The sequence below is a fragment of the Vibrio sp. 10N.239.312.C11 genome, from assembly GCF_041466065.1.
Lineage (GTDB): Bacteria > Pseudomonadota > Gammaproteobacteria > Enterobacterales > Vibrionaceae > Vibrio > Vibrio tasmaniensis_A.
The window spans coordinates 42768-55580 of record NZ_JBFSRZ010000018.1; the positions used below are offsets into that span (position 1 = coordinate 42768).

Here is a 12813-nt window from a genome sequence, read left to right on the forward strand (position 1 = left end):
ATGGATGTAGGTTAAGGGTTTGTAACGGGGATTGTTGAAAAAGTTATCGACTCTGAGGGGTAAAACAAGAGCAAGATCTCTTTTTAAGGTTTTTAGCAAAAAAAGCCCTCGATTCCCTTGAAAAAGTCGCTATTGTCCCCATTTCTGTTGTGCTAAGTGATGATTTGATCGTTTTTGTATCATTTAGTTGGACGAATTTAGAGCATTCATCATCATGCAGAGGTGAACGGCTCGACAGAGATTAAACAGATCGCTAGAATGTCGCGTCTAAAATTTCTGTCCTGAGGCTAATCGGAGATACCTTTCTTGTTTTCGAAAACAAGCTTTATTGCGTTTTAATCGACGCGTGAAGAACGAAGATATCGCTGATTAGTCTGGTGTTTGGTTGAATAATCAATTCAGACATCAATGCTCGATTTTAAATTAGGTGTTCGGATAGAGCACTACACAAGGATGCAGCCAACAACGTCGGCTTTTGAATTAAAGCTAAGTTACGGCTCATATGCTCAGATTACTGAGCCAGTTTTGAGGTTTATATAATGCAAGTTACTGTTGAAACGCTAGAAGGCCTAGAGCGCCGTCTTAATATTACTGTTCCTGCTGCTAACATCGAAGATGCAGTTACAGCTGAACTACGCAACATCGCGAAAAACCGTCGTTTCGATGGCTTCCGTAAAGGCAAAGTGCCAATGAAGATGGTTGCTAAAATGTACGGCAAAGCAGTACGTCAAGACGTGATGGGCGAAGTAATGCAACGTCACTTCATCGAAGCGATCGTTAAAGAGAAAATCAACCCAGCTGGCGCACCTACTTTCGCACCAGTTGAAAACAACGAAGGCGCTGACCTAGTATTCAACGCAACTTTTGAAGTTTACCCAGAAGTTGAGCTGAAAGGTCTAGAAAACATCACTGTTGAGAAACCAGCAGTAGAAGTTAAAGAAGCTGACGTTGAAGAGATGATCGAAACTCTACGTAAGCAACAAGCGACTTGGACTGAAGTTGAAGCTGCTGCTGACGCTGGTTCTCGTGCAACTATCGACTTCGTTGGTTCTATCGACGGTGAAGAGTTTGAAGGCGGCAAAGCTGAGAACTTCCCACTAGAGATGGGCGCTGGTCGCATGATCCCTGGTTTTGAAGACGGTATCGTTGGTAAAACAGCAGGTATGGAATTCGAAATCGAAGTAAACTTCCCAGAAGATTACCACGCTGAAAACCTAAAAGGTAAAGCTGCTAAGTTCTCTATCAAGCTGAACAAAGTTGAAGCTCGTGAGCTTCCAGAACTAAACGAAGAATTCGTTTCTAAGTTCGGCGCAGCTGAAGGCGTTGAAGGCCTTAAAGCTGAAGTTCGTAAGAACATGGAGCGTGAGCTTAAGCAAGCAGTTAAGAACCGCATCAAAGAGCAAGCAATCGACGGTCTAGTTAACGAAAACAACATCGACGTACCTTCTGCTCTAATCGATCAAGAGATCGGTGTTCTACGTCAACAAGCTGCTCAACGTTTCGGTGGTAACACTGAAGCTGCTGACCAACTTCCACGTGAGCTGTTCGAAGAGCAAGCTAAACGTCGCGTAGTTGTAGGTCTTCTTCTTGGTGAAGTAATCAAGACTGAAGAGCTAAAAGCTGATGACGAGAAAGTTAAAGCTATCATCGAAGAGATGGCTACAGCATACGAAGATCCAACAGAAGTTATTGCTTACTACGAGCAAAACGAGCAAATGATGAACAACATGCGCAATGTTGCTCTAGAAGAGCAAGCTATTGATGCAATCATCGCTAAAGCTCAAGTTTCTGATAAAGAAGTTAGCTTCAACGAGCTAATGAATCAGCAACCTGCTTAATATAGTAATATCTGACGTAGAAGGTTGACGTACGGTCAACAATTCTGCTAACAATGGTCCGTATGATTTAATCATTCGGGCCATTTATTTTAGGGACATAAGAATATGAGCTACCAAGAAAAAAATACAATGCCATCGATTATGGACGCACTAGTTCCTATGGTGGTTGAACAGACTTCCCGTGGTGAACGTTCTTACGATATTTATTCTCGTCTATTAAAAGAACGTATCATTTTCTTAACAGGTCAAGTGGAAGACCACATGGCAAATCTTGTCGTGGCTCAACTGCTTTTCTTGGAATCAGAAAACCCAGACAAAGATATCTATCTTTACATCAACTCACCTGGCGGTAGCGTAACAGCGGGCATGTCTATCTATGACACAATGCAGTTCATCAAGCCAAACGTGAGCACAGTATGTATGGGTCAAGCTTGTTCTATGGGTGCATTCTTACTAGCGGGTGGTACTCCGGGTAAGCGTCACGTGCTTCCAAACTCACGTGTAATGATTCACCAGCCACTTGGCGGCTTCCAAGGCCAAGCGTCTGATATTCAAATTCACGCGCAAGAGATCCTAACGATCAAGCAAAAGCTAAACAAACTATTGGCAGAGCACACAGGTCAGCCTCTAGAGGTTGTTGAGCGTGATACAGATCGTGACAATTTCATGTCTGCTGATCAGGCTGTAGAATACGGTTTGGTGGATTCAGTTCTTAATCACCGCGGTCAATAATTGCAGGGCAATTGTTTAACGCAAAGTGATTCAAATTGATATACACTCAAACATAGAGAGTAAAGGCTAAGAGGTTAGCGAATGACAGATAAAAGCAAAGAGGGTGGTAGCGGTAAATTGCTTTACTGCTCTTTCTGTGGCAAAAGCCAGCACGAAGTTCGCAAGTTAATCGCAGGTCCTTCTGTTTACATTTGTGATGAATGTGTCGATCTTTGTAACGACATTATTCGTGAAGAAATTAAAGATGTTCTTCCAAAGAAAGAATCGGAATCGCTGCCAACGCCGCGTGAGATTCGTGAGCATCTTGACGACTATGTAATCGGTCAAGAATACGCGAAAAAAGTGCTAGCAGTTGCAGTATATAACCACTACAAGCGTTTACGTAATGGTGATACGACGGCTGAAGGCGTAGAGCTAGGTAAGAGTAACATTCTTCTTATCGGTCCTACTGGTAGTGGTAAAACCCTACTGGCTGAAACACTGGCTCGTTTCCTAGACGTTCCTTTCACAATGGCAGATGCAACAACACTAACCGAAGCGGGTTATGTGGGCGAAGATGTTGAAAACATCATCCAGAAGTTGCTTCAGAAATGTGATTACGACGTAGCGAAAGCGGAACGCGGCATTGTTTACATCGATGAAATCGATAAGATTTCTCGTAAAGCTGAAAACCCATCGATCACGCGTGACGTGTCTGGTGAAGGTGTACAGCAAGCTCTATTAAAACTTGTTGAAGGTACAGTGGCTTCAGTTCCACCTCAAGGTGGTCGTAAGCATCCACAGCAAGAGTTCTTGCAAGTGGACACGTCTAAGATCCTATTTATCTGTGGTGGTGCGTTTGCCGGCCTAGATAAAGTGATTGAGCAACGTGTAGAAACAGGTTCAGGTATCGGCTTTGGCGCAGAAGTGCGTTCAAAAGACGAAACCAAAACTATCGGTGAACTGTTCACTCAAGTAGAACCTGAAGATCTAGTGAAGTATGGTTTGATTCCAGAATTCATTGGTCGTCTACCTGTTACAACAACACTGACAGAGCTTGATGAAGAAGCGCTAATCCAAATCCTTTGTGAGCCAAAGAATGCACTGACAAAACAGTACGCTGCATTATTTGAACTTGAGGATACAGAGTTAGAATTCCGTGAAGACGCCCTACGCGCAATTGCGAAGAAAGCAATGAACCGTAAAACGGGTGCTCGTGGTCTACGCTCTATCTTGGAAGGTGTTCTACTAGAAACTATGTACGAACTGCCATCTTCAACTGATGTAAGCAAGGTTGTGATTGATGAGTCGGTAATTAATGGTGAGTCAGAACCACTATTGATTTACAGTAACTCAGATAACCAAGCAGCTGTTGCAGAGTAGGTCTTTTTAAGACTACACACTCAAATTGAAAAAGGAGGTAAGCAATTACCTCCTTTTTTTTATTCTTCCATTGAATCCAGTCGTTTAAGCCCCATATACTGCTTTATAAGTTAAAGCGGAAGAGAGAAATATATGAACTTGGAACGTTCCGAGCGTATCGAAATCCCCGTGCTACCTCTACGTGATGTAGTGGTTTACCCACACATGGTTATTCCATTGTTTGTTGGTCGTGAAAAATCGATTACTTGCCTTGAATCGGCAATGGAAGCTAACAAACAAGTACTACTTGTAGCGCAGAAAGAAGCGGACACTGATGAGCCTTCAATCGACGACCTATTTAACGTAGGTACAGTCGCTACTATTCTTCAGTTGCTAAAGCTGCCAGATGGTACCGTAAAAGTACTTGTCGAAGGTCAGCAGCGTGCAAAAATTCACCAGTTCAAAGAGAGTGAGTTTTTCTTAGCGGATGCCGAATACGTTGTAACCTCAGAACTTGACGAAAAAGAACAAGAAGTGGTTGTTCGCAGTGCGATCAATCAATTCGAAGGCTTTATTAAGCTGAACAAAAAGATTCCACCAGAGGTTCTAACCTCGCTGAACGGTATTGATGAGGCTGCTCGCCTTGCTGATACGATTGCTGCGCACATGCCACTTAAACTGGTAGATAAGCAGCACGTTCTAGAAATTTCAGATGTGACGGAACGCCTGGAATTCTTGATGGGCCAAATGGAGTCAGAAATTGATATCCTGCAAGTTGAAAAACGCATCCGTGGCCGCGTTAAGAAACAGATGGAAAAGTCTCAGCGTGAGTACTATCTGAATGAGCAAATGAAAGCGATTCAGAAAGAACTGGGCGAGATGGACGACGCGCCTGATGAATTCGAGACTCTGAAGAAGAAGATCGAAGATTCTAAGATGCCTCAAGAAGCTCGTGAAAAAACTGAGCAAGAACTGCAAAAACTGAAAATGATGTCGCCAATGTCTGCTGAAGCAACAGTAGTACGTAGTTACATTGATTGGATGGTAGGCGTTCCTTGGGCTAAGCGTTCAAAAGTTAAAAAGAATTTAGCGAAAGCGGAAGAGATCTTAAACGAAGATCACTACGGCTTAGAACGTGTTAAAGAACGTATTCTCGAATACTTGGCAGTACAAAACCGTATCAACAAACTAAAAGGTCCAATCCTTTGTCTTGTTGGTCCTCCTGGTGTTGGTAAAACTTCACTAGGCCGTTCGATTGCCGCGGCAACGGGTCGTAAGTACACACGTATGGCGCTAGGCGGCGTTCGTGATGAAGCTGAGATTCGTGGTCACCGTCGTACGTACATCGGTTCACTTCCGGGTAAATTAATCCAGAAGATGTCTAAAGTTGGTGTTAAGAACCCACTGTTCCTATTAGATGAAATCGATAAGATGTCTTCTGATATGCGTGGCGACCCATCTTCTGCGCTTCTAGAAGTACTAGACCCTGAGCAAAACAACGCATTTAACGATCACTACCTAGAAGTCGATTACGATTTATCAGATGTGATGTTTGTTGCAACGTCTAACTCGATGGATATTCCGGGCCCACTATTGGACCGTATGGAAGTGATTCGCCTGTCGGGTTACACAGAAGATGAAAAGCTGAACATTGCTAAGAGCCACCTATTGGACAAGCAAGTTCAACGCAATGGTCTTAAGCCTCATGAGATTGAGATTGAAGACTCTGCAATCATCGGCATCATTCGTTACTACACGCGTGAAGCGGGTGTGCGTAGCCTAGAGCGTGAAATCTCTAAGATCTGTCGTAAAGCAGTGAAGAATATCTTGTTAGACAGCAGCCTTAAATCTGTAACGGTTAACATTGATAACCTGAAAGAGTACTTAGGTGTGCAACGTCATGACTTCGGTAAAGCGGATGAAAGCAACCGTATCGGCCAAGTAACTGGCTTAGCATGGACGCAAGTAGGTGGCGATCTACTGACCATCGAAACTGAATCAATGCCAGGTAAAGGTAAGCTAACGCAAACCGGTTCACTAGGCGATGTGATGAAAGAGTCGATTCAAGCGGCAATGACAGTGGTTCGCTCTCGTGCTGAAAATCTGGGTATTAACACCGATTTCTACGAGAAACGTGACATTCATGTTCACGTACCGGAAGGTGCAACGCCAAAAGATGGTCCGAGTGCGGGTATCGCAATGTGTACTGCATTGGTCTCTAGCTTAACGGGTAACCCTGTAAAAGCAGAGGTTGGTATGACCGGTGAAATTACCCTTCGTGGTGAAGTTTTACCTATCGGTGGCTTGAAAGAAAAGCTGCTTGCAGCGCACCGCGGTGGCATTAAAACGGTCTTGATTCCTAAAGACAATGAACGTGATTTGGAAGAGATTCCAGACAACGTAATCGCTGACTTGAAAGTGATTCCGGTTCAATGGATTGATGAAGTACTGAAAGTCGCACTAGAACGAGATCCGTCAGGGGTCGAGTTCGACGTGAAAAAATAGTGATGCATAGCAAAAATAAGTAAAGAATTACGCTGATAGACCCGAAAAGGCTTGTCAGCGTTTTTTTTGGACGCTAAGTTATTCGACTAAAGCGGCAGCCCTTTTGTAATAAGGCTTGCGGCTAAATTAAAACCAAAATGGAACGTACAGTCATCGATAAGTAGTCACAGATGACACATAGGGGAAAAACAGTGAATAAAACACAACTAGTAGAATCAATCGCAGAAAACGCAGACATCTCTAAAGCTTCAGCTGGTCGCGCTCTAGACGCTTTCATCGAAGCAGTTGGCACAACGCTACAATCAGGCGACCAAGTTGCACTTGTTGGCTTTGGTACTTTCAGTGTTCGTACTCGTGCTGCTCGTACAGGTCGTAACCCAAAAACTGGTGAAGAGATCCAAATCGCAGAAGCTAAAGTACCTGGCTTCAAAGCGGGTAAAGCACTTAAAGACGCATGTAACTAATTTTTGTTGCTGAAACCTCAAGTTTTTGTGAGGAGAAGGCAGTAATATGCGTTTACTGTTTGAACAATGATGTTTCATTTTCAAACAGTATATGTGCAAAGCACATTGAACTTATTTAAATTATGCGCATCCTACTGATGCGCATTTCTTTTTCTGATAATATCGCGTGAATAGATTTTTATTTTGAAGCCAATGCTTCATATCCGGAGAGCACTTAAATTATGATGGATCGATTACGCGAAGGCGTGAATAGCATCGCGGTAAAAATTATCCTTGGGTTGATTATCCTGTCATTCGTATTCGCAGGTGTAGGCAGCTACATCACCGGTGGCGGTAACAACGCAGCAGCTAAAGTTGGCAACACAGAAATTGCTCGTGGTGAGTTCGAACAAGCTTACCAAAACGAACGTAATCGCATGCAATCTCAACTTGGCGATTACTTCGCTCAAATGCTTGCAGACCCTGCATACGTGGAGTCTTTCCGTAAGTCAGTACTTGATCGCATGATCAACGATGTTCTACTTGAGCAGCAAGCAGAATCTCTAGGCCTACGAATCAGTGATTCTCAAATCCGTACCATGATTCTAGAAATGCCTCAGTTCCAAACTGCAGGTCAATTCGACCAAGAAGTTTACCAATCAGCACTGCGTCGTGCAGGTTTCAGCGCAGAAAGCTTCGCAGAATACATGCGTCGTGACCTAATGCGTAACCAGCTTGTCACTGCGCTTCAAGGCAGTGAATTTGTTCTTCAAGGCGAAATTGATATTCAGAGCAAGCTTATTGCTCAAACTCGTGACATTCGCACAGTGACACTGTCTGTTGCTGACCTAGCGAAAAATATCGAGTTAACTGACGAGCAAATCGAACAGTACTACCAAGAGAACCCTGCGGCTTACACTCGTCCAGAGCAGGCTAAGGTGTCTTACATCGAACTTTCTGCTGAAGCACTTAAATCGCAACTTGAAGTTAGCGATGAGGAAGCACAGAAATACTACCAAGAGCATCTAGACAAGTACTCTACTGAAGAGCAACGTAAAGTTAGCCACATCCTAGTTCAAGGCGATGACGAAGCGAAAGCTCAGTCTATCCTAGACGAACTAAATGCAGGCGCTGATTTTGCTACGCTAGCAGAAGAGAAATCTGACGACTTCGGTAGTGCAGACGTTGGCGGTGACCTAGGTTGGATTGAACGTGATGTTATGGACCCAGCATTCGAAGACGCGGCTTTCGCTCTTGTGAATATTGGCGATACAACTGGCCTAGTTAAATCTGATTTTGGCTACCACATCATCAAGCTAGACGAAGTAAAAGCATCTCAAGCTCAGCCTTACACTGAAGTAGCGGCAGAGATTAAGACAGAGCTTCTAGACCAACACGCCGTTGATCAGTTCTACGAGCAACAAACTGAACTTGAAAAAGTAGCGTTTGAATTCCCAGATTCTCTAGACGACTCTGCTGAAGCTATCAACGCGAAGATCACGACGACTGATTTCATCTCTCAAGCTGACGCTCCAGAAGTTCTGATGACGCCTGCAGTAATGCAAGCTATCTTGAGCCCTGAAGTGAAAGAAGACGGTTTGAACTCTGAAGTTATCGAAGTGGCTCCTGAGCACGTTATTGTTGTACGTGTAGAAGAGACTCGCGACGAAACAGTTCTTCCTTTAGCAGAAGTGAAAGATCAAGTTGTAGCTGCATTGTCTGCTGTAAAAGCAGAGCAACAAGCGGTAGAGCTAGGTGTTTCTCTAGTAAACGAACTTAAGCAAGGTAATGAAGCGGTACTGGCGGATAACAGCCTTGAGTTTACTGAACTTGAAACCATTGACCGTAATTCTCCATTAGCTGCATCTGTATTCGCTCTAGTGAAACCAGAAGCCGGCCAAGCTGTGTTCGGTCAATCTAAAGATCAAGACGGTAACATCGTTGTTGTTGAGCTTTCTAAAGTAACGGCTGAAATCAACCCTGCTTACAGCACACAACTTGGTGCACAGTTAGAGCGCGTTGGTAATCAACAAGACCTTACTAATGTACTAAACGTACTGCGTAAAAATGCAGACGTTGAATACTACATCGTTGGTCAAGCTCAATAAGCTTTGAATTTACTCGGTAGTCTTCTGCCGAGTAATGCAACTTGAGAATACAACTTGAAAGTAGTGCAGCAACTCGGTTTGCGAGCCAGCTAACAAGTTGATGAAAATTAGATGTATAACAAAGCGGGTCATTTCGGTGACCCGCTTTATTTTTATCTGGCGTTTGTTTTATGTGCAGCGGCAAATGCATAAGTTACGTTTTTTGTTCAAAGGAACGGTTTATGCGCACGATATATTCAACATTACTTCTCTCATTTCTTATGACCCTGAGCTCCCCGGCGCTTTCTAATAGCCCCACTAAAGCTGAGCTTTACGATGGCATTGAAATTACGGTAAACATCAATACAGCGACAGCTGAAGAGCTGTCAGCGCTATTGGTTGGTGTTGGGGATAAGAAAGCTCAAGAGATCGTCGATTACAGGGATCAAAACGGGGCATTTACGACTGCTGATGATTTGGTGAGTGTGAAAGGGATAGGTGAAGCCACGGTTAAAAAGAACCGCGAAAGAATTCAACTTTAATCCGTTTGTCTACTTGTTAGAAATGAAGCGATAGATATGAAGCCTCCGGCCAGTGCACCTGCTAGGTGGGCTTCAATCGCGACACGAGCATTAATTAGTTCGCCAGTTGTGCTAGAAGGGCCAACAAGCTGCTCCCAAGCGATTTTAGCGATTAATCCCAACACTAACAGCCAACTTGATATCCTACCGTTTAAAGCTTCACTGAGCGCGAATAAGCCAAATAACCCATGCAAAGAGCCTGATAGGCCAACATAGATCTGAATACTCGAAAACAACAGGGCGATCCCAGTCACTAAACTAATCACAAGCAGAGCAAGAACAAGCTGTTTTTTACTCGGTTGAAACAGATAGCTGATGATCCATAAGCCTGCTAGATTCATCAGAAGGTGCGAGTAGTTGGTATGTGAAAAATTTCCTGTTAGGATCCGCCACCATTGCCCCTCGGCAATCGCATTGCTATCCCATACGACCCAAGCTTGTATTGGCTCAAATTGGAATAAGACGCATAAAAGTGAAGTGAAAATTAAAACAGGGTACACATTAAATCCATGTCTCGTTATTGCCCCCAATGCAGCAAGGCTTTGAAAGCTTGTATTTGTCAGTGGGTTACACCACTCGAATCGAATGTTGAGCTTATCATTCTTCAGCACCCATCAGAAGAGCATCGCCCGATGGGTACTGCGCGTATCCTCTCGTTATCCCTAAATAACAGCGTGACGCTTGTCGGTGAAGATTTTTCAGACAACGAACAATTGAACGCATTGCTGGCCAATGAACATTACCAACATGTGATTTTATACCCAAGCGAAAATTCTGTTTCAGTTGAATCTGCGACATGCCCAAGCAAGAAGCTGCGTGTGATTTTATTGGATGGGACGTGGAAGAAGGCGTTCAAGATGTGGCAGGTGTCGAGTAACTTGCATGCGCTGAGCACAGTTCACTTACCGAAAGATCTCAAGGGTAATTATCGAATCCGGAAAGCGCCCAGTGAAAACAGCCTTTCTACCGTCGAAGCTGGCTATCATTTGCTTAGCTTGCTAGAGAGTGATGGCGACTTTAGCCCTTTGCTAACGGCATTTGACCAAATGATTCAGTTTCAAATCAATCAAATGCCGCCGGGTGTGTTTGAGAAAAACTACTTAGATTAAGCCGATTCACTGGTACGAGTCAGGAATTAAAACTCGGTATGAGCTGAGAACAATTGCTGATGCATTTTCTGCGCAAGGTCATCAGTCATTGATGAGATGTAATCGGCTATCACGCGCATCTTTATTGATTCATCTTGATGCTGTAGCCATTGCTTCTTGATGGGCAGTGGCAGCAAGCGTTCAGGATCAGCGCTGAACGCTTCAAACATGTCCATGATAATCTGCTGGCCTTTGTATTCGATCACTTGAACCTGTGGCACTTGAATCACGAACTCGCTGACAAAGTGTTTTAGTTTGTCGAGTGTAGCGTCCATGCTCGGTTCAAGCACGGCATTGTAAGCCAACAGCACATTCTCAAAGCTAGCATCCACTCGTTCAATCGAAATACTGGTCAACAGAGCGTTGACTATCCCACCAATCGCATCCTTTCGACGATACTGCTCACCAGAGAAAAGCATCTCTGTGATTGAATCTAGGTGTTCACAAACCCAAGGGTCGGCCATCTCTTTAAGTTGAGGGTAAGCCGACTCGACCCATTGAGATTTGGTGACAGAGCCAAGCACAATCGCATCTTCTAAATCGTGCACGCCATACGCGATGTCATCAGCCAGCTCCATGATTGAACAATCAAGTGACTTATATTTGGTCTTATTGTGCTCAAGTGGCTCTGTATGCGTTTTTCTTTTCTGTTTTAGAAGCTGTTGGTCGCTGCTTGAAAGCGGCTCCATTACCCAGTTAAAAAGCTCTTCATCATGATCGTAGATGCCTTTTGCTGGCATCCAATCTTTGGCTCGGAGCTGTCGTTGATGCTTAACAGGCTCAGACTGTAATTTAGCTTGAACCTCACTCAGCAGAGAAGGGTACTTAATCAGACCTAACAAAGTGCGTCGAGATAGGTTCATCCCGTGATGTTCAGTGTAAGGTTCTAGCTGCGTGACAATGCGAAATGTTTGAGCATTGCCCTCAAAGCCACCATGATCGCGCATCATATAGTTCAACGCGACTTCGCCACCATGCCCATAAGGTGGGTGGCCAATGTCGTGAGCAAGACACAATGAATCAATCAAACTGTCTGAAGGCAACAAATCTCGAAACTCGGGCTGCTTTTTTTTCAGCTGGGCAACGATACCGGTACCTAGCTGAGCGGCTTCTAGCGAATGGGTAAGGCGAGTTCGGTGGAAATCGTTTACCGCGGTGCCATGAACTTGGGTTTTTGCTTGGAGGCGGCGAAAAGCGGCAGAGTGAAGCACCCGCGCACGATCGCGTTGATACGGGCTACGGTGGTCATCACGCCTTATTTTATGTTCATCGTCATTTCGATGTTGCCATTCTTGTTCGAGTTCAAATGGTGGTTCGAGTGGAGAATTCAAAATAGCACCTATCAAATTGATTTATTTATCTAATTACACTCAACTTATACCCAGCTAGCTTATCTCGTCTAGTGATAATTCAAAGCTCGGCGCAAACGTGGTGAGAAAGTAGTCCATTTCCGGGCTTTTGCGTTGTTCGAGTGTCTCTTCCAGTCGGCGCTTGGCTTGCTCGTATTCATGATTGCCCGCACTGAGCTCTTCCAAGCATTTCAGGTAAGCGCAGATAGTGTCGGCTTGCTTAACGATGCTTTGCTCTTCTTTTTTTGCTGTTCCAGATATCAAAAACGGGGAGAAGTCGTCTCGGAACTCTTCTGGCAGCATTGAAAGCAGTCTTTGCTCTGCTGCCGCTTCTATCTTCTTATACTCTTGGGCGATGTCTGGATTGTAGTATTTAACTGGCGTCGGCAAATCACCTGTTAGCACTTCACTGGTATCGTGGTACATGCCAAGCAGAGCAATGTGTTCTGGGTTGAGTTTGCCATCAAACTTCTTGTTTTTGATAAGCGCCAAGGCGTGGGCGACGAAAGCGACCTGTAGGCTATGCTCTGAAATGTTCTCGCTTGAGACTGAGCGCATCAAAGGCCAGCGTTGGATAAGCTTCATACGGGCAAGATGGGCAAAGAAATGGCTTTGTTTCATAAGAGTCCTTTTAGTACCAATCGTAGTAAATAACTGGTCATCCTAGCTTGTTAAAAAACTCGATAACTTTGTTAGAATTTTTGATTGTAGAATAACTACTTATCAAAGCTGCTTGTCGAAAAGAGCTGCCTTGTTCTCAAGTTTTTTCCCTGCGCTATTTCTGAACAC

11 protein-coding genes and 1 pseudogene are annotated in these 12813 nt (G+C 44.2%); 9 read left to right on the forward strand and 3 right to left on the reverse strand.

Going from position 1 to position 12813, the window contains the following annotated elements; translation table 11 throughout:
- Positions 1-62: 62 nt before the first annotated feature.
- The 8 genes and pseudogenes from AB6D07_RS10120 to AB6D07_RS10155 form a co-directional block, all read left to right on the forward strand.
- A pseudogene (locus AB6D07_RS10120) lies at positions 63-245 on the forward strand (hypothetical protein); the annotation flags it as partial.
- 294 nt (positions 246-539) lie between these two features.
- Complete coding sequence (gene tig / locus AB6D07_RS10125; RefSeq protein WP_004736079.1) at positions 540-1838, forward strand: trigger factor; 1299 nt, start codon at positions 540-542, stop codon at positions 1836-1838.
- Between the two features lie 105 nt (positions 1839-1943).
- Positions 1944-2570, forward strand: a complete 627-nt coding sequence (gene clpP, locus AB6D07_RS10130) for an ATP-dependent Clp endopeptidase proteolytic subunit ClpP (protein ID WP_004736080.1) — start codon at positions 1944-1946, stop codon at positions 2568-2570.
- Positions 2571-2651: 81 nt separating this feature from the next.
- On the forward strand, positions 2652-3932 hold the full coding sequence (clpX, locus tag AB6D07_RS10135) for an ATP-dependent protease ATP-binding subunit ClpX (RefSeq protein ID WP_009847283.1): 1281 nt from the start codon (positions 2652-2654) through the stop codon (positions 3930-3932).
- 132 nt (positions 3933-4064) lie between these two features.
- Positions 4065-6416 (forward strand): endopeptidase La, encoded by a 2352-nt coding sequence (gene lon, locus AB6D07_RS10140; RefSeq protein WP_017103216.1) that lies wholly within the window; start codon positions 4065-4067, stop codon positions 6414-6416.
- A 170-nt stretch (positions 6417-6586) separates the two neighbouring features.
- The gene (locus AB6D07_RS10145; RefSeq protein ID WP_012604504.1) at positions 6587-6880 is read left to right on the forward strand and encodes an HU family DNA-binding protein; all 294 of its coding nucleotides are present in this window, start codon (positions 6587-6589) and stop codon (positions 6878-6880) included.
- A 221-nt stretch (positions 6881-7101) separates the two neighbouring features.
- Complete coding sequence (gene ppiD / locus AB6D07_RS10150; protein ID WP_017103215.1) at positions 7102-8967, forward strand: peptidylprolyl isomerase; 1866 nt, start codon at positions 7102-7104, stop codon at positions 8965-8967.
- Between the two features lie 221 nt (positions 8968-9188).
- A complete protein-coding gene (locus tag AB6D07_RS10155) occupies positions 9189-9488 on the forward strand; it encodes a ComEA family DNA-binding protein (RefSeq protein ID WP_017103214.1) in 300 nt (99 codons plus the stop codon).
- On the opposite strand, the gene rrtA is transcribed toward AB6D07_RS10155, so the two are convergent.
- Positions 9485-10027 carry a rhombosortase gene (rrtA, locus tag AB6D07_RS10160; RefSeq protein WP_029222964.1) on the reverse strand — a complete coding sequence of 181 codons (543 nt, stop codon included), beginning with the start codon at positions 10025-10027 and terminating at the stop codon, positions 9485-9487. The genes AB6D07_RS10155 and rrtA overlap by 4 nt on opposite strands.
- A 9-nt stretch (positions 10028-10036) precedes the next feature.
- Here rrtA and AB6D07_RS10165 point away from each other — a divergent pair, with 9 nt between their 5' ends.
- Positions 10037-10636: a tRNA-uridine aminocarboxypropyltransferase gene (locus tag AB6D07_RS10165; protein ID WP_017103212.1), complete on the forward strand. Its 600-nt coding sequence runs from the start codon at positions 10037-10039 to the stop codon at positions 10634-10636.
- Between the two features lie 26 nt (positions 10637-10662).
- Here the strand turns inward: AB6D07_RS10165 and AB6D07_RS10170 are convergent, their stop codons facing one another.
- Together AB6D07_RS10170 and yfbR are read right to left on the reverse strand one after the other, a co-directional pair.
- Positions 10663-12006 carry an anti-phage deoxyguanosine triphosphatase gene (locus AB6D07_RS10170; RefSeq protein WP_017103211.1) on the reverse strand — a complete coding sequence of 448 codons (1344 nt, stop codon included), beginning with the start codon at positions 12004-12006 and terminating at the stop codon, positions 10663-10665.
- A gap of 54 nt (positions 12007-12060) precedes the next feature.
- The gene (gene yfbR / locus AB6D07_RS10175) at positions 12061-12645 is read right to left on the reverse strand and encodes a 5'-deoxynucleotidase (protein ID WP_017103210.1); all 585 of its coding nucleotides are present in this window, start codon (positions 12643-12645) and stop codon (positions 12061-12063) included.
- Positions 12646-12813 lie beyond the last annotated feature (168 nt).